This is a genomic window from Phocaeicola faecium (assembly GCF_014837055.1).
Taxonomy (GTDB): Bacteria; Bacteroidota; Bacteroidia; order Bacteroidales; family Bacteroidaceae; genus Phocaeicola; species Phocaeicola gallinarum.
Genome location: NZ_JACSPQ010000001.1, coordinates 1,227,303 through 1,247,755 on the forward strand (window position 1 = coordinate 1,227,303; position 20,453 = coordinate 1,247,755).

General features: G+C 45.9%; 18 protein-coding genes, 2 tRNA genes and 1 pseudogene. 12 read left to right on the forward strand and 9 right to left on the reverse strand.

Annotation, left to right across the window (positions count from 1 at the left end; translation table 11 throughout):
• Positions 1-30 precede the first annotated feature (30 nt).
• A complete protein-coding gene (locus H9626_RS05330) occupies positions 31-591 on the forward strand; it encodes a 5-formyltetrahydrofolate cyclo-ligase (protein ID WP_178255988.1) in 561 nt (186 codons plus the stop codon).
• Here the strand turns inward: H9626_RS05330 and H9626_RS05335 are convergent.
• Together H9626_RS05335 and recF are read right to left on the reverse strand one after the other, a co-directional pair.
• Positions 578-868, reverse strand: a complete 291-nt coding sequence (locus H9626_RS05335; RefSeq protein ID WP_178255987.1) for a DciA family protein — start codon at positions 866-868, stop codon at positions 578-580. The genes H9626_RS05330 and H9626_RS05335 overlap by 14 nt on opposite strands.
• Positions 855-1,979, reverse strand: a complete 1,125-nt coding sequence (gene recF / locus H9626_RS05340) for a DNA replication/repair protein RecF (protein WP_191709791.1) — start codon at positions 1,977-1,979, stop codon at positions 855-857. The genes H9626_RS05335 and recF overlap by 14 nt, the downstream gene beginning before the upstream one ends.
• Before the next feature lie 150 nt (positions 1,980-2,129).
• Here recF and H9626_RS05345 point away from each other — a divergent pair, with 150 nt between their 5' ends.
• The 9 genes and pseudogenes from H9626_RS05345 (at position 2,130) to H9626_RS05385 (ending at position 10,161) form a co-directional block, all read left to right on the forward strand.
• Positions 2,130-2,807: a tetratricopeptide repeat protein gene (locus tag H9626_RS05345; protein WP_178255985.1), complete on the forward strand. Its 678-nt coding sequence runs from the start codon at positions 2,130-2,132 to the stop codon at positions 2,805-2,807.
• Between the two features lie 106 nt (positions 2,808-2,913).
• Positions 2,914-3,408 carry a 6,7-dimethyl-8-ribityllumazine synthase gene (ribH, locus tag H9626_RS05350; protein ID WP_191709792.1) on the forward strand — a complete coding sequence of 165 codons (495 nt, stop codon included), beginning with the start codon at positions 2,914-2,916 and terminating at the stop codon, positions 3,406-3,408.
• 62 nt (positions 3,409-3,470) lie between these two features.
• Positions 3,471-3,553 (forward strand) — tRNA-Tyr (locus H9626_RS05355).
• A 19-nt stretch (positions 3,554-3,572) separates the two neighbouring features.
• Positions 3,573-3,645 (forward strand) — tRNA-Gly (locus tag H9626_RS05360).
• A gap of 145 nt (positions 3,646-3,790) precedes the next feature.
• A pseudogene (locus H9626_RS05365) lies at positions 3,791-4,390 on the forward strand (putative polyvalent protein kinase domain-containing protein).
• Between the two features lie 80 nt (positions 4,391-4,470).
• On the forward strand, positions 4,471-4,968 hold the full coding sequence (locus tag H9626_RS05370) for a GNAT family N-acetyltransferase (RefSeq protein WP_191709793.1): 498 nt from the start codon (positions 4,471-4,473) through the stop codon (positions 4,966-4,968).
• Between the two features lie 88 nt (positions 4,969-5,056).
• Positions 5,057-6,622, forward strand: a complete 1,566-nt coding sequence (locus tag H9626_RS05375) for a dipeptidase (RefSeq protein WP_438616937.1) — start codon at positions 5,057-5,059, stop codon at positions 6,620-6,622.
• 103 nt (positions 6,623-6,725) lie between these two features.
• Positions 6,726-7,910: a C1 family peptidase gene (locus H9626_RS05380; protein ID WP_191709795.1), complete on the forward strand. Its 1,185-nt coding sequence runs from the start codon at positions 6,726-6,728 to the stop codon at positions 7,908-7,910.
• A gap of 16 nt (positions 7,911-7,926) precedes the next feature.
• Positions 7,927-10,161, forward strand: coding sequence for a S9 family peptidase (locus tag H9626_RS05385; RefSeq protein ID WP_191709796.1), 2,235 nt, complete (start codon positions 7,927-7,929; stop codon positions 10,159-10,161).
• A 235-nt stretch (positions 10,162-10,396) separates the two neighbouring features.
• Here the strand turns inward: H9626_RS05385 and H9626_RS05390 are convergent, their stop codons facing one another.
• Entirely contained in the window at positions 10,397-11,920 is a 1,524-nt protein-coding gene (locus H9626_RS05390) for a DUF4301 family protein (RefSeq protein WP_191709797.1), read from the reverse strand.
• A gap of 131 nt (positions 11,921-12,051) precedes the next feature.
• Here H9626_RS05390 and H9626_RS05395 point away from each other — a divergent pair, with 131 nt between their 5' ends.
• Both H9626_RS05395 and H9626_RS05400 read left to right on the forward strand, forming a co-directional pair.
• A complete protein-coding gene (locus H9626_RS05395; protein ID WP_178255884.1) occupies positions 12,052-14,268 on the forward strand; it encodes a RelA/SpoT family protein in 2,217 nt (738 codons plus the stop codon).
• A 76-nt stretch (positions 14,269-14,344) separates the two neighbouring features.
• Positions 14,345-14,746 carry a DUF1573 domain-containing protein gene (locus tag H9626_RS05400; RefSeq protein WP_178255885.1) on the forward strand — a complete coding sequence of 134 codons (402 nt, stop codon included), beginning with the start codon at positions 14,345-14,347 and terminating at the stop codon, positions 14,744-14,746.
• Between the two features lie 256 nt (positions 14,747-15,002).
• On the opposite strand, the gene purN is transcribed toward H9626_RS05400, so the two are convergent.
• From purN to H9626_RS05430, 6 genes are all read right to left on the reverse strand, one after another.
• Positions 15,003-15,566, reverse strand: coding sequence for a phosphoribosylglycinamide formyltransferase (gene purN / locus H9626_RS05405; protein WP_191709798.1), 564 nt, complete (start codon positions 15,564-15,566; stop codon positions 15,003-15,005).
• Between the two features lie 132 nt (positions 15,567-15,698).
• The gene (gene pstB, locus H9626_RS05410) at positions 15,699-16,469 is read right to left on the reverse strand and encodes a phosphate ABC transporter ATP-binding protein PstB (RefSeq protein ID WP_178255887.1); all 771 of its coding nucleotides are present in this window, start codon (positions 16,467-16,469) and stop codon (positions 15,699-15,701) included.
• On the reverse strand, positions 16,457-17,326 hold the full coding sequence (gene pstA, locus H9626_RS05415) for a phosphate ABC transporter permease PstA (protein ID WP_178255888.1): 870 nt from the start codon (positions 17,324-17,326) through the stop codon (positions 16,457-16,459). The genes pstB and pstA overlap by 13 nt, the downstream gene beginning before the upstream one ends.
• Positions 17,327-17,347: 21 nt before the next feature.
• Positions 17,348-18,205 (reverse strand): phosphate ABC transporter permease subunit PstC, encoded by an 858-nt coding sequence (pstC, locus tag H9626_RS05420; protein WP_178255889.1) that lies wholly within the window; start codon positions 18,203-18,205, stop codon positions 17,348-17,350.
• A gap of 19 nt (positions 18,206-18,224) precedes the next feature.
• The gene (pstS, locus tag H9626_RS05425; protein ID WP_178255890.1) at positions 18,225-19,280 is read right to left on the reverse strand and encodes a phosphate ABC transporter substrate-binding protein PstS; all 1,056 of its coding nucleotides are present in this window, start codon (positions 19,278-19,280) and stop codon (positions 18,225-18,227) included.
• 28 nt (positions 19,281-19,308) lie between these two features.
• A complete protein-coding gene (locus tag H9626_RS05430; RefSeq protein WP_178255891.1) occupies positions 19,309-20,301 on the reverse strand; it encodes a hypothetical protein in 993 nt (330 codons plus the stop codon).
• Positions 20,302-20,453 lie beyond the last annotated feature (152 nt).

The window sequence follows — 20,453 nt, forward strand, 5'->3', positions numbered from 1 at the left end:
AGTTTTTCATTTACCAAATCCCTGTTTATCATGCTATTAACAAAACAACAAATTCGCACTCACATAGCCCGAAAGAAAAAACAGCAAAACGGGTTTCAACTCAGCCAATGGTCGGTCAATCTCCTGAAAAAACTGGAAGAACATCCGCGTTTTCGGCAGGCAAAAACCCTTTTACTTTATTATTCTTTACCCGATGAAGTACAAACACACGACTTTGTAGAACGTTGGAGTAAGAGCAAACAGATTATTCTGCCGGTTGTGAAAGGAGATGAATTGGAGTTACGCCAATATACCGGAAAACAGGATTTACAAAAAAGCAGTTACAACATTTACGAACCTACCGGAAAAGAGCTGACACAGGTAAACGAAATAGACCTTGCGCTTATCCCCGGTGTGTCATTCGACCTGCAAGGGAACCGGCTCGGCAGAGGGAAAGGTTACTATGACCGCCTGCTTCCACGCCTGCGTTCTTATAATATAGGTATTTGTTTCGGCTTCCAGATCAGCGAAGCAATCCCCACAGAAACATTCGACCGTCCGATGGACGAAATATGGACGGAGAACGGGTGTGTTTACGTCAACGAAAAATAATATTCACTATCACCTGCGAACCAACACGGGCATTCAGGTTACGTACAAGCATCTCGCGCCCCATCATCAGTTCCTGACGGATAACAGACGAAGCCAGGTGAACGTATAATATTTGATTTTTAATATACAGATTCGTGGTATACCGGGCTATCACCTCTCCCACCACGTCTTTCCAAGCATCGACCAGCCGATACTCGTTCAGCGGCGTTTCTAATCCCTCCTGACGGAGAAACTGGCGGATAACGTCGCCTATCAGTTCCGTGTTATTCCGCTTCATCGTCCGCCTCCTTCCGTTCCGATACCTCGCCGTTGTCTACCTCAAACAACTTATAATCGCCCTCTATCTTGCGCAGAATTTTATCTAAATGGTCGCGATTGGTATCGGTGATGAAAATCTGTCCGAAATTATCGCCCGCCACCAACTTTACAATCTGTTCTACCCGCGAAGCGTCCAACTTGTCGAATATATCGTCGAGCAAAACCAGTGGAGTAGTACGACTGCCCGTACGTTTCAAGAACTCGAACTGAGCCAGTTTCAAGGCAATCAGATAAGTCTTATTCTGTCCCTGCGAGCCTTCACGCTTGATGGGGAAATCGCCCAACAACATCAGCAAGTCATCTTTATGCACTCCCTTCAGCGAATATCCCATAATGCGGTCTCGCTGACGGCTTTCGCGTAACAAAGCCAGCAAGTCCCCCTCTGCCACATGCGACTGGTAGGTCAGGCTAACCTGCTCTCTATCTTGCGAGATATAAGAATAATAGGACTGGAAAATAGGAATAAACTCTTCGATAAACGCAAGGCGTTTACGATAAACCGTTTCACCGGCAGAAGCCATCATTTCTTCCCACACCTCCATCAGTGCGTCTTCAGGTTCTGCCTCCGATTTAAGCAACGTGTTACGCTGCACCAAAGCCTTGTTGTAACGAATCAGCGCATCCAAATATTCGCGGTCGAACTGCGAAATCACCACATCCATAAAACGCCTGCGCTCTTCGCTTCCGCCGGCAATCAGCAGCGAGTCTGCCGGCGAAACCATCACCAGCGGAATCAGCCCGATATGGTCGGAAAGACGGGTATATTCTTTCTTGTTCCGCTTAAACTGCTTCTTCTGCCTGCGCTTCAGTCCGCAATACACTTCTTCCGGCTCGCCGTCATCGGTTTCATAAAAACCCTGAATAACAAAAAAATCTTGCTCGTGACGGATATTCTGCGAATCGATGGGATTGGTAGAACTTTTACAAAACGAAAGATAATACACCGCATCCATCAGGTTGGTTTTCCCCATCCCGTTCTTGCCGATGATACAATTCATTTTGTGCGAAAAGGCAAGCTCTACTTGCTCTAAATTCTTATAATTTAATATGGAAATGCGTTTCAGCCACATAAATCAGTCTGTATTTCAAGCACAAAATTAGTAATAAAAGCACGATTGCTAAAAAAACCTGCCCGCAAATTTCATTTATAAACATAAATAAATTACTTTTGCTGTCCAAAATGCACATCCAACCGGAAATAATAAAAAAACGATATAAAAATGACTGAACAGAAACACACTCATGAGCCAATGAATGTAGACGAAGCACTGATTACTTCGGAAGCATTTTTAATTAAGTACAAAAACGTAATGTTAGGGGCGGTAGTCGCATTGATAGTAATCGTTGGCGGCTATTTGGGATACAAACATTTCATTTCTGATCCGAAAGAAGCAAAAGCGTCGGAAGCCATCTTCAAAGGCGAACAGTATTTTGGAGCTTCCAATTACGAAGCAGCCTTAAACGGAGACAGCCTCGGCTATGCAGGATTTATCAAACTGGCAGATGAATTCAGCGGAACAGATGCCGGAAATCTGGCAAATGCATACGCCGGAATTTGCTATGCCCAGTTAGGCAAATACGAAGACGCTACAAAATATTTGGATAAATTCAGCGCAGACGACCAGTTGGTGGCTCCTGCCATCTTGGGAACAATGGGAAACTGCTATGCACAGATGAATCAGCTTGACAAAGCTGCCGCTACATTGCTGAAAGCAGCCGACCGTGCCAACAGCAATGCGCTCAGCCCGGTTTACCTGATTCAAGCCGGTCAGATTTTAGAGAAACAAGGCAAAAATGCAGAAGCATTAGAAGCATACAAACAGGTAAAGGTTAAATATCCGAACTCTTTCCAAGCTATGGATATTGACAAGTACATCGACCGCGCTTCTATTAAATAATAATTTTTTATTCACCTTTAGGCACGCATTCCGCCACAGTCACGGACAACGCTTTATCTCCGTGAAAAGACAACGGAGTACGTGCCTAAACTATTTTTTAACGACTATGGCAACAGCTTTCCACAATTTATCCGATTATGATTTCAACTCCGTCCCCGACGCATCCGGTATGCGTTTCGGCATCGTAGTATCCGAATGGAACGAAAACATTACAGGCGCACTGCTGAAAGGAGCTGTCGATACGCTGAAAAAACACGGGGCGAAAGACGAAAACATTCTGGTGCAAACCGTACCGGGCAGTTTTGAACTGACTTTCGGCTCGGCTCAAATGATTAAGAGCGGAAAAGTAGATGCAGTCATCGCATTGGGATGCGTAGTACGCGGCGACACTCCTCACTTCGATTACGTATGCGCCGGAGCCACGCAAGGCATCGCCTATCTGAACGCAACGACCGATACGCCTGTTATTTACGGGCTGATAACGACCAATGACATGCAGCAGGCGGAAGACCGTGCAGGCGGAAAATTGGGGAACAAAGGCGATGAATGTGCAATAACAGCAATAAAAATGATAGACTTTGCTTGCAAATTAAAAAAATAATCGTACCTTTGCAGCGCATTTGAGAAAACAAGTCGCCAAAAGCGATATATTTAGATGCGAAAGGGCAAGTACCAGAGTGGCCAAATGGGGCAGACTGTAAATCTGCTGGCTTACGCCTTCGGTGGTTCGAATCCATCCTTGCCCACAAAAAACTTTAAACTAATGCGGAAGTAGCTCAGTTGATAGAGCATTAGCCTTCCAAGCTGAGGGTCGCGGGTTTGAGTCCCGTCTTCCGCTCTAAGAAAATCCTGAAAGTCGAATCGGCTTTTAGGATTTTTCTTTTATGCCACTATTGGAATTGGATATTTGCAGCGGATTGGCTATTTTTGCTTTAAACTTATATCACTCGATTTATGGAATACATCTATGAATTTCACAAACAATGGATGGAGAAAACATGCCAATCAATAACCTCTTGGAGCAAACAGCCTGTATCGTCAGAAAATGTAAAAAAACAACAGGAGAAATTGAACAAACAGAGGGCTATAAGAGAAGGCAAATCAAAAAACTTATAGAATTTGCCAATGATAAGAATCTATGGATTGACTTATCACGCCTCAACCTAACTTATATGGATAAAGGTGGTGAGAATGAAGTGTCTCATGACGGCAATGTATCCGTCATAAAACTGAATAACTTTGAATATGCTGGTGATGACTTAGAAAATTTCTTCATCCGCATTGATACACACAATAAGTTTTTTGGCAATGTGCCTTACCAGTTGATAGGGCTTTCTTACAACAGTCAACAAGAGTTTTGTGCAGTTCTTTACACAACCTTATGTCTTAGCCGAACGAGAAGCCACAGAAGAAGAAATAATGATTTATATGCAAGCATTAGGTTTTGAAATGGATTATTACGATGAATGTCACAATGCGATTATGAAGTGTTTGATGTAGTCCCCAATAATATACTCTACGGCATTGATAAAAATTTATACTTCATCAATACACAAATAAAATTGAGAATACAAGAATTATAAAAAACTCAGATAAAAATATCCATTTATACATACATACTTATTCAATGTTTTTGTCTAAGTTTGCAAGAAAATAAAGACCTATGTTTACTATCAGAAAAGCAACTACAGCCGATATTCCGGTTATCAACAAACTGGCATGGGAAATTTTTCCCGAAACTTACAAAAACATTCTTACAAAAGAGCAGACTGAATACATGATGGAATGGATGTACTCGCCGGAGAATCTGCACAAACAGATGGAGGAAGAGGGACACATTTATTATATAGCCTACGAGGAATGTGAACCTGCCGGATATGTTTCCATCCAGCAAGAGGGAGAGCATCTTTTTCATCTTCAGAAAATCTATGTCTTGCCGTATTTCCAGAAGTATGGGTTAGGAAAACTTTTGTTCCGCAAAGCCATGTCTGCCATCAAGGAATTGCATCCCGCTCCTTGTCGCATGGAGCTGAATGTAAACCGCAACAATCCGGCTTTGGGATTTTATAAGCACATGGGGATGGAAAAGGTACGCGAGGGAGACTTCCCGATAGGCAACGGATTTTATATGAATGACTATATCATGGGGATAGAACTTTAAACAAAAGGAAATATTTATTACTTTTGGGCCATTATTACACTTTAATACTTTAATCATGAAAATACATAGCACTTTGTTTGTCATTGGGATGGCTTTTTCTCAAATCATAACTGCACAAACAAACTTATTTCACGACCCGGACTGCTGTACCAGTATCATGGTAGGACGAGAGGCTTCTGCCGATGGTTCGGTCATGACAAGCCACACTTGCGACAGTTGGTATCGGACTTGGGTTAATGTAGTTCCGGCACGGACTTACGAGCGAGACACGACCATGAACATCTATAACGGACGGATGCACACGGAGTTTCCGGAAGACCAGACAAACCTGACCGTAAAGGGTACAATCCCTCAGACTAAACATACCTACGCATTCCTTGATACGTCTTATCCGTGTCTGAATGAAAAACAGTTGGCTATGGGAGAAACAACCATCAGCGGACGCGACACGCTGCGCAACGAAAAGGGGATGTTTATGATTGAAGAGTTGGCACGGGTAGCATTGGAGCGTTGTTCTACTGCCCGACAGGCTATCCGGCTGATGGGCGAACTGGTCAAAGAATACGGCTATGGCGATTACGGAGAATGCCTGACCATCGCCGACCCGAAAGAAGTATGGCATTTCGAAGTATTCGGAGAAGGTCCGGACAAAGTGGGCGGCGTATGGGCTGCGGTACGTATCCCGGACGGAGAGGTAGGCATATCTGCTAATATTTCACGCATCAGTACGTTGAATTTGAAGGATAAAGACAATTACATGGCTTCGGACAACGTATTTGATGTGGCTCGGAAGCTGAAACTATGGGATGGCAAAGAACCGTTCAAGTTCTGGCGAGCTTACGGAGGTCCGAATTATGCCGGCAAGTGGCAATCGTTCAGCATCCGCGAATATTTCGTACTCAGCCGGCTGGCACCGTCATTAAAACTGAGCATGGATTCGGAGGAGCTTCCGCTCAGTGTTAAGCCGGAAAAGAAACTCAGCGCGGCGGATGTCATGGCTCTTTTACGTCAGACGTATGAAGGAACGGAATGGGACGTTACACGCAACTTGAAAGTGGTGAAAAAAGACTACAAGACAGGACAAACCGATACGATTATCAGTCCGAGGGCCAACCCGTGGATGCGTTCCGACGAAGTGCAAATGCTGAATGGCATTAAGAATGGGGCTGTTACATCATATCGCAATATCTCTGTACCGCAATGTGCATATTCTACCGTCATTCAGCTCCGCAGTTGGTTGCCCGACGCCGTGGGAGGTGTATGCTGGTTCTCTATGGACAATCCGGGACAAAGTCCGCGTGTACCTATCTTCTGCGGAACAACCGACCTGCCTGCCATTTATAAAATCTGCGGAAACCATCGTTACCGCGAAGATTCGGCTTTGTGGCATTACCGCCGCGCGAACAAACTGGCTACGGTACGCTGGGGAAACGCACGCGGTATCATGGAGGCAAACATCCGTCACTTCGAAGAAAAAGGATTCAACGAACTGCCGATGGTAGAAGCACGTTATCAAGATTTGCTGAAAGCCAAAGGAGAAGAAGCTGCAAAGGCCTATCTCACCGATTATACCAAAGACTTTATCGGAGCCACTATTTTGCGCTGGGATGAAATGGCGGCTAAATACTGGAACGATTACCGTTTCGGATTTTGACAGTGTTTGTCGGAGTCCGGATGAAACGTCGCTTGCTGCCCGTGTGTATGTAAGCGGAGGGTTTCGTTTATTCGTCTTAATATAAAATCACTATCATAAAACCATGAAAACAAGAGCTATAACTTTTGCCGTTTTATTGGCAGCATCAGCCTCACTTGGGGCACAACAGACCGACGGATATCAATTCACTACCGTTGTTAATCAGAAAGTAACTCCCGTAAAAAACCAAGCTGCATCCGGAACATGCTGGTGTTTCGCCACTACTTCGTTCATCGAAGCCGAATTGTTACGCATGGGCAAAGGTGAATACGACCTTTCGGAAATGTTTATCGTCCGTCAAAAATACATGAACCAGTTGGACGACAACTACCTGCGTCACGGACGGGGAAACATCGGTCAGGGAAGCATTTCCCCCAGTTGGTTTACAGCGTTTAATCAGGTAGGTATTGTCCCCGAAGAGGTTTACTCAGGAATCAATTACGACTCAAAGACGCATAATCACACAGAACTGGAAAGCTATATGGCTGCCATAGCCGGACAAGCTGTGAAGTTACGCAAACGCAGTCCGGAATATAAAGAACTCATCAACAGCTTATTCGATATTTATATGGGCAAATTACCTGAAACTTTCGTCTACAAAGGGAAGGAATATACGCCGAAATCGTTTGCCGAAAGTCTGGGTATCGATGAAAACAATTATGTGATGATTACCAGCTTTACGCACAAACCTTATTACCAGACATTCGAATTGGAAATTCCCGACAACTGGGAACATGCGCAGATGTATAATTTACCGCTCGACGAGATGATGGCTGCTGCCGACCATGCGCTGCAAAACGGTTATACCGTGGTATGGGACGGCGATGTAAGCGAAAAGGGATTTGCATACACTCACGGCGTTGCCATTAATCCGGAGGTGGAAAAAGCCGACGATTACAAAGATACCGACTTTGCCCGCTGGCAGAAAATGGATGAAAAAGATCGTCTTGCCGAGGTTTTTAAATTCGAACGCCCCTACCCTGAAGTCAACGTTACGCCGGAAGTCCGTCAGGAGGGTTACGAGTCGTTCACTACTACCGACGACCATTTGATGCACCTCACCGGAATTGCCAAAGATCAGAACGGTACGAAGTATTACATCACCAAAAATTCATGGGGAACGGAACGCAATGATTTCGGAGGCTATCTGAACATGTCGGAAAGTTTCGTGCGTGCCAAAACCATTTTTATCATGATGCACAAAGATGCATTGACCAAAGAGATGAAAAAGAAATTAGGTATCCAATAATAATTCTTATCGACCCATGAGAAAAAGCATATTCATAACGGCCGCAGCCCTGCTCTGTCTGTTAGGAACGGGCTACGTACAGGCGCAACACGTCCCTACGCTGGACGAAGTGGTTTACGGCGGACTGATTCACACCAAAGGCAGCACTTACGTCAACTGGTTAGAGGACGGCGAACATTACTCGAAGACTGAAAAAAATCCGGCAGGAGGTTACGACATCGTGTCTTACCGGGCAAAAGACAACAAGAAAGAGACGCTTATCCCGGCTTCGATGCTTGTGAAACCGGGTACAAACGATACGCTCTCGGTGCGCAGCTTTACGTTTAATGCCGACCATACGCTGGCGTTGATTTATACAAACACGCGCCGGGTTTGGCGTTACGATACGCGCGGCGATTACTGGGTGTTAGACATGAAGGGCGGAACGCTGAAACAGTTGGGTAAGGGAATGCCTGAAAGCAGCCTGATGTTTGCCAAATTCTCGCCCGACAGCCGTCGCGCCGCTTACGTGAGCCGGAACAACATCTACGTGGAAGACCTAAGCACGGGAGTGATTACGCCCGTCACTACCGACGGAACGGCGGAAATCGTGAACGGAACGTTCGACTGGGTGTATGAAGAAGAATTCTTCTGTCGCGACGGATTCCGTTGGAGTCCCGACAGCAAGTACATCGCTTACTGGCAGAGCGATACGAAAGGTACGGGGTGGTTTGACATTATCAACAACGTTGATTCGCTGTATCCTAAAATTTCCCGCTTCCCCTACCCGAAGGCAGGAACTACCAACTCAGCAGTAAAGGTTGGCTATGTGTCGGCCGACGGCGGAGCCACCACGTGGATAAACATTCCCGGAGACCCGCGTAACCATTACATCATGCGCATGGACTTTATCCCCGACAGCAACGAGTTGTTTATCCAGCAGATGAATCGCCCCCAGAATACCAACAAGGTCTGGATTGCCTCAATAGGAAACCCCGAACCGCGCAACATTTTTACCGATACCGATGCAGCGTGGTTAGAAACAAACGATAACGTAACGTGGCTGAAAGACAACACGTGGTTTACGTGGGAAAGCGAACGAGACGGCTGGCGGCACTTGTACCGCGTGAGCCGCGACGGTAAACAGATAGTGCCCATCACGAAAGGAGATTTCGATTACATTGAGCAAGCGGGTATCGACCTGAAGCGGGGTGTGGTTTACTTTATCGCTTCGCCCGATAACTTTACGCAGCGTTACCTGTATTCTGCCAAGCTCTTTGGCGACGGAACGGTGAAACGTCTCAGCCCTACTGACGAGGCAGGGCAACACCAATACAACATTTCGCCCGACGGAAGCTGGGCGGTACACGCTTTCAGCAACGCGGTCACGCCGCCGGTTATCGACATGGTTTCACTTCCTTCCCACAAAAGTGTACGCACGATTGAAGACAACGCCCAAGCGAAAGCCGAATACGATGCATTGAAATTACAGCCGAAAGAGTTCGTAAAGACCCGTTCGGGCGAATTGGAATTAGACGCATGGATGATAAAACCGATTGATTTCGACCCTGCGAAGAAGTATCCGGTAATTATCGACGTTTACGGCGAACCGGGCAGCGCAACGGTGCAAGACGTTTGGGGCGGAGGCGACTTGTGGCATCAGTATCTTGCCAATCAGGGATACATCGTGGTGAGTATAGAAAACCGGGGCGCACGCACGCCGAGAGGCCGCGAATGGCGCAAGTGTATCTACGGCGAGGTAGGCACATTCGCCAGCCAAGACCAAGCGCAAGGCATATTGGACTTGGCGCGTCAATACAGTTTCATCGACACTTCGCGCATCGGCATCACCGGATGGAGCGGCGGAGGCAGTCAGACGCTGAACTGCATGTTCCGCTATCCCGATGTTTTCCACACAGGTATTGCCATCGCTTTCGTGGCAGACCAACGTCTGTACGACACCATTTATCAGGAACGTTACATGAATACGCCGCAGAACAATCCCGACGGCTATCGTAAAGGTTCGCCCATCTCGTATGCGGAAGGACTGAAAGGAAACCTGTTGCTGATTCACGGTACGGGCGATGACAACGTGCATTACCAGAACTGCGAACGGTTGGTAAACGAGTTAGTCCGTCACGGAAAGATTTTCTCGCAAATCTCTTACCCGATGCGCACGCACAGCATCAGCGAGGGAGAGGGAACCACCATGCACCTGCGTAAAACGATGACCGATTACTTCTTGAAGCATCTTCCGGCAGGAGGCAGATAAGATTCTTATTTCAGACAAATCATTAGGGCGGGACAATGAAAAACATCGCATCGTCCCGCCCTATTTTTACTTCTCCAAACGCTAACGGATAGACTAAGCATTTCTACCCATAGTGTAGACCAATTCTACCGCATGGGTTGAGGAGTCCATGCGGTAGAAAAAAAGCCAAGCGTGCAAACAATTCACGCTTGGCTCTTTGTATTAAAAATCAGGATATATCAATTATAAAACCACCTTATTGATGCTGTTCGCGCAACAGGTCGTTTACTGTCTTGACCGGATTAAACGTGGTGAGCGGAACTTCTACGAATACGGTGTTCCAATCGCTCATCGAACCGTTCCACAAGCCCGGAAGTTCGAGCGCTTTCAGGTCTTTTCCGTTCTTCGATTTGTAGGAAATGAAGCCCGTTGCCTTATCCACGTAGTTCAACAGGTTGAACTTGTTGCCTTTGTAATCGCGAACGGCGCAAACCAAATCTACCGGATTGAAGTGCGTGCCCTGTTCGAACATGGCTTTCTTTTCCGGATCTTTCATGTCTATCTGCGAGCTTTCCAGAATCTGCAATGATACTGTTCCGTCGGGGTTATATGCCAAGAACGGGCCTCCACCGGGTTCGCCTACGTTTTTCACCATACCGCAAACACGCATCGGGCGGTTCAGCTTCTTGCGCAGGTAGATTACGAGGTCGGCATCCTCCAGATTCTTGATGTCGCTCTTGCGGCAACGCAAATCGTGTTGAACGAAACGGATGATTTCTTCCAGTTCATCGTGGCGATAGTGTCCGCTGTCAAGCAGTTCGAGGTATTTAAATGCCTGTTGCTGCAAAGTAACCAGCACGCCAGCCAAGAGTTTCTTATAAGTTACAGTATCGGCTTTCAAGCGGTCGGGAACTACGTTGTCGATGTTCTTGATGAACACGATGTCGGCATCCAAATCATTCAGATTTTCAATTAGTGCACCGTGGCCTCCCGGACGGAACAACAACTTGCCGTCTTTGTCGCGGAAAGGTTTGTTATCCATGTCGGCAGCTATTGTATCGGTGCTGGGCTTTTGTTCTGAGAAACTGATATGATATTGGATTCCGTATTTAGCCGCATATTCGCCCACTTTCGCATCGACCAACTTTTGGAACAAATCGCGGTGTTCGGTAGATACCGTAAAATGAACATTCACTTCCCCGCTCTTTCCGGCTGCATAGAGTGCGCCCTCTACCAGATGTTCTTCCAGCGGCGTACGTACTCCATCGGCATAGCGGTGGAATTTCAATAATCCTTTCGGCAGCGAACCGTAGTTCAAGCCTGCTGCTTCAAGCAGATTGGATACCACGGCTTTGTAGTTGTGTTCAGCCAACAAAGCATCGATATTCTTGCCCGTATTATCCATACAAGCTGCATTCAGGTCGTTGTAAAAAGCAAAATTGTGAATGTGATCGAAAAATTTCTTTTCAAAATCCGTAGTAGGAACATCGTAATCCGCTCCCAAGAACTCGAACATGTTTTTGAACATACGGCTTGCTGCTCCCGAAGCGGGTACAAATTTCACAATCTTCTTGTCGCCCTGCTTATAAGCGTCCCATACATCCAAATACTTCTGTTGCTCATCACCCGTCGCAGTCATGATACCGCCGTTTTCCACCGATGCGGCAGCAGCCAACTGTAAAAACGGGAAACCTTTTTCAAAACAACTAAGCTGTTCAGCAATCTGGGCCTCAGAAATTCCTTTCTTTGCCAATAGTTCTTTGTCTTCGTGTGTTAACATAAATGTATATTTTAGGTAATGAAATTCACTTGTCGCGGTCAATGCTGCTCAAAAATATAAAAAATACCGAAAGATTGTGCCAAACAAGCAGAAAAAAAGTATCTTTACCATCGAAGAAAAACAAAAAGACCATGGAAGAGAATGTTTTTTTCACACCTGAAGAACGTGTTCAGCTTATACCGTTGTATAAAAAGCTTCTGCGTTTATCTAAAGATACTTTACAGAAAGACGACTGCCATAAGCTGAAAAACCATTTTATCAAAGCCATGTCGGAAGGCAGTATTCCCCGAAATGTGTTCGGCATGAACCCCATCATCAAAGACATGCAAACGGCGATTATCGTTGCCGAGGAAATCGGAATGCGCCGGGCTTCTATCTTGGGTATCATGCTTCACGAGTCGGTAAAATATCATTTATGCAGCTTAGAGTCTATCAACGAAGAATATGGAGAAGACGTAGCCGGAATCATCCGGGGACTGGTAAAAATAAACGAACTTTATTCTAAAAGTCCTACTATTGAATCGGAGAATTTCCGCAACCTGCTGCTTTCGTTTGCCGAAGACATGCGGGTGATTCTGATTATGATAGCCGACCGCGTAAACCTGATGCGCCAGATAAAAGACAGCCCCAACGAGGAGGCGCGTCTGGAGGTATCCAATGAGGCTGCCTATCTGTATGCTCCGCTTGCCCACAAGTTGGGACTGTACAAGCTGAAATCGGAATTGGAAGACCTTTCGCTGAAATATACGCAACACGATGTATATTATCATATAAAAGACAAACTGAATGCCACGAAAGCAGCACGCGACCGCTATATTGAGGCGTTTATCGAACCGGTTCGCAAGAAGCTGGAGGAAGCGGGATTGAAATTCCACATCAAAGGGCGTACCAAGTCTATTCACTCCATCTACCAGAAGATGAAGAAACAGGGATGTCCGTTTGAAGGGGTGTACGACTTGTTTGCCATCCGTATCATTCTCGATGCTCCGCTCGAAAAAGAGAAGCAGGAATGTTGGCAGGCTTATTCCATCGTAACGGATATGTACCTGCCTAACCCGAAACGTCTGCGCGACTGGCTGTCGGTTCCTAAAAGCAACGGATACGAATCATTGCATATCACGGTTATGGGACCGGAAGGAAAATGGGTGGAGGTTCAGATACGTACCGAACGCATGGACGAGATAGCCGAGAAAGGTCTCGCCGCACATTGGCGATACAAAGGTATCAAGGGTGAAAGCGGCTTGGACGAATGGCTGAACACCATCCGCGAAACGCTGGAGAATGCAGACAATGACCTCGATGTAATGGATCAGTTCAAACTCGACCTTTACAAAGACGAGGTGTTTGTGTTTACGCCCAAAGGAGATTTGTACAAGCTGCCTCAAGGCGCAACGGTACTTGATTTTGCTTTTTCCATTCACTCAAACTTGGGATGCCGGTGCATCGGAGCGAGGGTAAACGGAAAGAACGTACAGTTACGGCAGACGCTGAACAGCGGCGACCAAGTGGAAATCATGACCTCGAACACACAGACTCCGAAACGCGACTGGCTGAATTTTGTCACCACCTCGAAAGCACGTAACAAAATCCGCCAAGCGTTAAAGGAAATCGCCGCCAAGCAGACGCAGTTTGCCAAAGAAACACTGGAACGCAAGTTCAAGAACCGGAAGCTGGATTACGATGAAGCCATACTGATGCGCCTCATCCGCAAGATGGGATTTAAAACCGTAACCGACTTCTATCAGAACATAGCCGACGAGTCGACCGACATCAACGAGGTTATCGACAAGTATCTGGACATGCAGAAGCGGGAGACGGAGCAACGCGATGAGGTTACTTACCGCAGTGCAGAGGGATATAACCTGCAACAACCGTCGGACACGAAAGATTTCTATAAAGACGATGTACTGGTTATCGACCGAAACCTGAAGGGGTTGGACTTTACGCTGGCAAAATGTTGTAACCCGATTTACGGCGACGACGTGTTCGGATTCGTCAGCGTTTCGGGCGGAATCAAAATACACCGTTGCGACTGCCCGAATGCCAAAGAGCTCCGTTCGCGTTTCCCCTACCGCATCGTAAAGGCACGCTGGGCAGGCAAGAGTCAGGGTAAGCAATATCCTATCCGCCTGCGCATCGTAGGGCATGATGACATCGGCATCGTGACCAACATTACTTCTATCATCAACAAAGAAAATGACATATCGCTGCGCTCTATCAGCATCGACTCCAACGATGGGCTATTCTCAGGAATGCTGACCGTAATGGTAGACGATACATCGAAACTGGAGGCACTGATAAAGAAGATAAAGACGGTAAAAGGAGTAAAACAAATAAACCGGGGTTAAAAAACCGCGTAACAGTAACACGCCTAACGATTAATTACTTAACTTTGTAAATATAAACAGAAAACAACATAGCGCAATGAAAAAGATTTTTATCACCACTGCTTTAGTCGTAATGAATATCCTGTGGGTGTTGGCTCAAGGAACGGCAGACATTACATTCGAGAAAACCAGCCATAACTTCGGGGCATTCTCTGAATCCAACCCGAAAGTAACGTGTACCTTCAAGTTTAAGAACACGGGAGACGGACCGCTGGTTATTCACCAAGCCATCGCTTCGTGCGGATGTACTGTTCCGCAATATCCCAAAGAGCCCATCAAACCGGGTGAAAGCGGAGAAGTGACCGTAACTTACAACGGTGCCGGAAAATTTCCCGGACACTTCCGCAAAACCATTACATTACGCACAAACGGTAAAAATGAAATAACCCGTTTGGTCATTGAAGGTGACATGACACCTGCTTCGGCGGATGCAAAATAATCACCTGAACGGACTCAAAAGAACAAATAAAATAAACCATTCCGTACTCACGTTATTAAGAAATTTTATCCGAATCAAGAGCCCGAAAACACTACCCATAGAACGCATCAACGCTATGGGTAGAATCGGGCAACTCTACCGCATGGACTGACCAACACTAACGGTAGCGTTTTTGGGGGTATAACGGCAAGGATTTTTCCTATATCTCCGCAAACGGGAAAGTTCGGAAAACTTATTAATAATGAGTACGGAATGGTTATTTTTTTATCAGTTTCTCTATCACCTCCGGATAATACCGATATTCCAACTCATGCACGCGGGCTGCAAGCGTATCGGGAGTATCATCGGAAAGTACCGGACATTTGGCTTGGAGGATGAATGCTCCTTCATCGTATTTCTCGCTGACGTATTGAATGGTTATGCCGCTTTCCGTCTCTCCGGCTGCCAATACTGCCTCGTGTACGTGCATTCCATACATTCCTTTTCCTCCGAATTTGGGGAGCAATGACGGATGGATATTCACAATCTTTTGGGGATAAGCGTGTACAATCTCGTCGGGAACGCGCGACAAGAATCCGGCGAGCACTATAAAATCTATTTCATTTTCTTTCAGAAAGCGGAATGCTTCGCCCGAAGCAAAGCCGTCGGGAGTTATCACCTTACACGGGACATGCAGCCGGGCTGCACGCTCTATCACTCCTGCCGAAGCACGAGAGGCTATAATCCACGCTACTTCTGCTGTTCCTTTTTCCTGAAAATAACGGACAATCCGTTCGGCATTCGTCCCTGTACCCGATGCTAATATGGCTATTCTTTTCATTGCTCTTGATTATTTTTATGCCTAAGATAAACATATTTTGCGGGATATCGGGTACGGAAATAAAAAAAATCATTCAGGGCTTTGGTTATCATGCCCCGAATGATTTCAAAGGATAATTCCTTAGCGAAACAACTATCCCATTTTCCCTGTCAAATAAGAGCGTGTACGCTCATCTTTCGGATTTTCAAACATCTTTGCCGTATCGTCGTACTCTATCAGTTCACCCAAAAACATAAACATGGAGCGGTCGGATATACGCATTGCCTGCGACATGTTATGTGTTACAATCAAAATCGTTACTTCTTTCTTCAGGTTTTCCATCAATCCTTCGATGTGCTTGGTAGCGATGGGGTCGAGCGCAGAGGTGGGTTCGTCCATCAGCAGGATATCAGGCTGGAGTGCCAGTGAGCGGGCGATGCACAAACGCTGCTGCTGACCTCCGGAAAGGAATGTTCCACGTTTGGTCAGTGAGTCTTTCACCTCGTCCCACAGTGCCACATTGCGCAAGTTGCGTTCTACGATTTCATCTTTCTGGCTTCTTGACAGGCGGATACCGTTTAAGATATATCCGGCAAGTACATTATCGTAGATGTTCATCGTGGGGAACGGGTTCGGACGCTGGAACACCATACCAATGCGGCGGCGTTCTTCCATCGGCGGCATCTGAAGCACGTTTTCTCCGTTCAGCAGGATTTCGCCCGTAACGCGGATGTTTTTATACAATTCGTGCATACGGTTTACAGCACGCAGCAAGGTACTTTTACCGCATCCCGACGGTCCCATGATGGCTGTGATTGAATTTTTCTCAATATCGGCGGAAACATGCTTTACCGCCATCACATCGCTGGTATACGATATACAAACGTCTTTTATCTGAAGAATCGGGTCTTTTATATTTTCCATTTCTTTGCAATTCGTTTAGCTAATAAATTCAATAATAACACAAAAGTAAGCAGGAACAAAGATGCTCCCCAAATCAGACTTTGCAGGTTGGGGTCGTTAAAGAATTCCCATATAAGCAAAGGTACTGCCGACATGGGTTTGGTTACGTTCCAACTGATGGCTGCACCGCCCAAAGCAGTAAACATCAACGGGGCCGTTTCGCCTACCACACGTGAAATTGCCAGCAAAATACCGGTAAAAATACTTCCCAATGCCGAGGGGAGCATTACTTGCAGCATTACCCGCCAGTAGCTTCCTCCCAATGCCAATCCGGCTTCTTTCAGTGTTTCGGGCAGAACTTTCATGGTTTCTTCGGTAGAACGGATAATCAGCGGAAGCATCATGATAAACAAAGCAACGCTGCCGGCAAGTGCCGAATATCCTTTCATCGGAACCACAACCCATATATAAGTAATAATACCTATGATGATAGAAGGAGTACCTTGTAATAAGTCCGTCAGATAACTGACCACTGTAGCAAACCAGCTTTTACGATATTCAGATAAACAGATTCCGCAGAATATACCGATAGGGATGGCTACCAGTGCAGCGATAATCAACATCAAGAATGTTCCTATAATACCGTTGGCAATACCTCCGGGTATCGGCTCGCCGGCGGAAACCGCCATCATGGCTTTATAGGCATTCGGAGTAGCTTCTGTAAAGAATGCCCAACCCAACTGTCGCCAGCCTTTTATCAACACTTCACCTAAGATAGCCAATAACGGAATAGCAGTCAATCCGGAAAACACACATACCGTGATATAAAGCAAACGGCTCTTGGCTATTCGGATACGTACATTATTTAATTGTATCATACTAAAAACCTGTTTATAGAATCAGACGCGACGAGCACGACGAATCAAAATCTTACCAATTATATTAATAACAGCCGTTATCAGGAACAACAACAGTCCGATGGCAATCAGTGAAGAAAGTTTCAAACCGTCTGCTTCACCAAACTGATTGGCAATGATACTCGCCATCGTATTTCCTGTGGTACGTAACGTGTCGGGCATCTGATTGGTATTACCGATAAGCATTGTTACCGCCATCGTTTCTCCCAAAGCACGTCCGATAGCCAGAATATAAGCCGAGAAGATACCGGAGCCTGCCATCGGGAAAACTACTCGCCGGATTACTTCGGCGCGTGTGGCTCCCATAGCGTAAGCTCCTTCTTTTAAATCAGAGGGAACCATCTTGATGAACTCGGAACTTAACGAAGCAGCATAGGGAACGATCATGATTGCCAATACGAATGCTGCCGTAAGAATTCCTGAACCCTGCGGCGAGAAGTTTAACTCCATAAACAAACCGCGCAACACGTAAAATCCCCACAAACCGTAGATGATAGAAGGAATACCTGCCAAAAGGTCGGTTACCGTACCTAAAAAGGTTGCAATCTTCTTTCCACGGAAATATTCTCCTGTAAACAATGCCACGGGCAAAGAAAAAGGAATACACATCAGCAATGCCAAAAAAGTGGTAAGAAGAGTTCCCGTTATAAAAGGAAGTGCGCCGTACTTTTCTTTTCCTGCCGTCGTTACCCAATCATCCGAGAATACGAAGTTCCAAAATCCGAACTCCTCAAAAGCTCCCGTTGAGTCAACAGTGAGGGAATAAATAATTCCCCCACCAATGAGCGGTATAACGATAGCTGAAAGAATAAGCAAAACTCGAAAGATTTTGTCTTGCATAAACTTTGCTATTTTAATATTACTTCAAAATCGGTTGTCCGTCGTAAGTCACAGTCTTCAGGTTCTGAAGGCTCTGTTCTACGGCTTTCTTAGGCAGCGGAGCATAGTGAACCGTGGCAGTGGTCTGCTGGATGCTGTCGCTCAGCATGTATTTCATCAGGTCAAGAGTAGCTTCAGCCTGTGCTTTGCTACGGCTTGCATAGTTTTGTTCTTTGTAAATCAGCAACCAAGTAAAACAGCTGATAGGATAAGCACCTTCGGCATCTGCATCGGTGATAGAGCAACGGGTGTCTTGCGGAATGTCGCCCGCAGCAGCCGAAATGGTTTCGGTAGACGGAGTGATTGATTCGCCGCGCTTGTTAACCACACTTGCATAAGGTATGTTTTGGGCGAAAGCGTATTCAGAACCGATGTAACCCAATGAGTAAGGTGTCTGGGCGATGATACCCGCTACACCCGGATTACCTTTAGCTGCCTGACCCACTTTGAAGTCGACCGTTTTACCGGCTCCGTAAGTTTTCTTCCAGTCTTCGCTAACTTTTGACAGGTAATCGGTAAACACGAATGTGGTACCACTACCGTCTGAACGATAGGCTACAATGATATCCTTTGCGGGGAGTTTTACGTCCGGGTTCAGCTTCTGCAAACGTTCATCGTTCCATTTAGTGATTTTTCCGGCATAAATATCTGCGATAACATCTCCCGCCAAGTTCAGTTTAACCACATCAGGCAAGTTATATGCCAATACCACCGCACCCATACAGGTCGGGATATGTACTACGGGTTGCATTTCCTTCATTTCTTCATCAGTCAAGAAAGCATCGCTTCCTGCAAAATCCACAATACCGTCTTTCAGGTTACGTACACCACCGCCGCTTCCGATGCCTCCGTAAGAAACCTTGTCATTATGAGTAGCGCTATAATTCTCGAAAGACATATTATAGAAAGGCAAGGGGAATGTAGCTCCCGCACCTGTCAATTCGACCGATTCATCTCCCTGTTTCGATTGTCCACCGCAAGCAGCAAATGCTATCGCCATCGCGCCTGCAACTAAAGGTAAATAAAACTTTTTCATTGCTTTTTAATTTATGATAATATTTTGATTACAAAGAAAATGATGCATTCAGATAACCATAGAAGCGGTTAGGAAGGTCGGCTTGTTTTGGCGACCATACACGGAAGTTGGGAGCCAGCTTGATGTATTTTCCCAATTTAAATTCTGCACCTACTACCCCCGCCATTCCATCGTCAGACAGATTCCAATCGTTCTTCGAAGTCAGATAGTCCCAACGTCCGAAAACGCCTATATTTTTATTACATTTTATCGTAGCGTAGGCCGACACACCGCTTTGGTCTTGTCCGTCGGTGTACGACGCATTTGTCTGGTAGTTATATTCTGCCGCTACCGAAAAACGCTCATGCTTATATCCGGCAAAAGCAGCCAGATTGGTAATTCCTTTTTGTCCGTCTTCCGAGGCTTCGTTAAAAGAGCCGTAAGCCCGCAAGATAAGTCCCTTAACCGGCGTAACCGAAACACCGGCTCCGTACTGCAATCCGTCTTTTACTTGCACCTTCTTATACCCTTCGCCGTTGGCAAGTATAACGTCTGCCGACACATATTTATTAAACCGGTAAGCAGCCGATACAGCAAGGTCGGCACTGCTACCGAATTTATATTCGTCTTGGAAAGACTTCATGATGTAACGTTTACCCCAAAAATCTTCTTGAGTTTTAAACTGAGTGGTGGATATCAAACCTCCGTTCAATGTCCAATTACCATGCTTCCATGTGACTAGTGCATTTTTAACATATCCGATACGCTGATAGTCTCCCACTTCTTTCGACTGGCCGAAGTCCATCACAGCCTTTAGTTGTAATCCGTGAGGCAATGAATACTGATAACCAATATAAGCCCGGTCTAAATCGAAACCGCGATCGTCGTTCGCCGTTCCGAACCCTGTGTGAAAGTCTGAGAATATCGTTATTATGGCTTGGCCTTTTTTAGAATCCTCTTTTTCTTTTTCCCCTTTCTTGCTTGCAGATACCGGCAAAGCCATACAGCCTATCACTCCGGCAATAATCCATCGATTAATCATTAGAACTGTCTCATTTTTTAACGCTACAAAGGTCGGGCTTTGATATTACAAACCTGTTTCAAAAAATTAAAATTCATGTAACATTTATGCAGAAACCAAGAACAACCTCTTCAGAAACAGACAACGGGCATCTCCACGCTTGGAAACGCCCG

What these genes read in the sequence shown, in the direction of transcription:
- H9626_RS05400 (WP_178255885.1), top strand. Translation starts at nt 14,345, where the DNA reads ATGAAAAAGATTTTTATCACCACTGCTTTAGTCGTAATGAATATCCTG.
- pstB (WP_178255887.1), bottom strand. Translation starts at nt 16,469, where the DNA reads ATGGAAAATATAAAAGACCCGATTCTTCAGATAAAAGACGTTTGTATA.
- H9626_RS05375 (WP_438616937.1), top strand. Translation starts at nt 5,057, where the DNA reads ATGGCTTTTTCTCAAATCATAACTGCACAAACAAACTTATTTCACGAC.
- H9626_RS05430 (WP_178255891.1), bottom strand. Translation starts at nt 20,301, where the DNA reads ATGATTAATCGATGGATTATTGCCGGAGTGATAGGCTGTATGGCTTTG.
- H9626_RS05390 (WP_191709797.1), bottom strand. Translation starts at nt 11,920, where the DNA reads ATGTTAACACACGAAGACAAAGAACTATTGGCAAAGAAAGGAATTTCT.
- pstA (WP_178255888.1), bottom strand. Translation starts at nt 17,326, where the DNA reads ATGATACAATTAAATAATGTACGTATCCGAATAGCCAAGAGCCGTTTG.
- H9626_RS05385 (WP_191709796.1), top strand. Translation starts at nt 7,927, where the DNA reads ATGAGAAAAAGCATATTCATAACGGCCGCAGCCCTGCTCTGTCTGTTA.
- purN (WP_191709798.1), bottom strand. Translation starts at nt 15,566, where the DNA reads ATGAAAAGAATAGCCATATTAGCATCGGGTACAGGGACGAATGCCGAA.
- H9626_RS05330 (WP_178255988.1), top strand. Translation starts at nt 31, where the DNA reads ATGCTATTAACAAAACAACAAATTCGCACTCACATAGCCCGAAAGAAA.
- pstS (WP_178255890.1), bottom strand. Translation starts at nt 19,280, where the DNA reads ATGAAAAAGTTTTATTTACCTTTAGTTGCAGGCGCGATGGCGATAGCA.
- H9626_RS05395 (WP_178255884.1), top strand. Translation starts at nt 12,052, where the DNA reads ATGGAAGAGAATGTTTTTTTCACACCTGAAGAACGTGTTCAGCTTATA.
- H9626_RS05370 (WP_191709793.1), top strand. Translation starts at nt 4,471, where the DNA reads ATGTTTACTATCAGAAAAGCAACTACAGCCGATATTCCGGTTATCAAC.
- H9626_RS05345 (WP_178255985.1), top strand. Translation starts at nt 2,130, where the DNA reads ATGACTGAACAGAAACACACTCATGAGCCAATGAATGTAGACGAAGCA.
- recF (WP_191709791.1), bottom strand. Translation starts at nt 1,979, where the DNA reads ATGTGGCTGAAACGCATTTCCATATTAAATTATAAGAATTTAGAGCAA.
- pstC (WP_178255889.1), bottom strand. Translation starts at nt 18,205, where the DNA reads ATGCAAGACAAAATCTTTCGAGTTTTGCTTATTCTTTCAGCTATCGTT.
- ribH (WP_191709792.1), top strand. Translation starts at nt 2,914, where the DNA reads ATGGCAACAGCTTTCCACAATTTATCCGATTATGATTTCAACTCCGTC.
- H9626_RS05380 (WP_191709795.1), top strand. Translation starts at nt 6,726, where the DNA reads ATGAAAACAAGAGCTATAACTTTTGCCGTTTTATTGGCAGCATCAGCC.
- H9626_RS05335 (WP_178255987.1), bottom strand. Translation starts at nt 868, where the DNA reads ATGAAGCGGAATAACACGGAACTGATAGGCGACGTTATCCGCCAGTTT.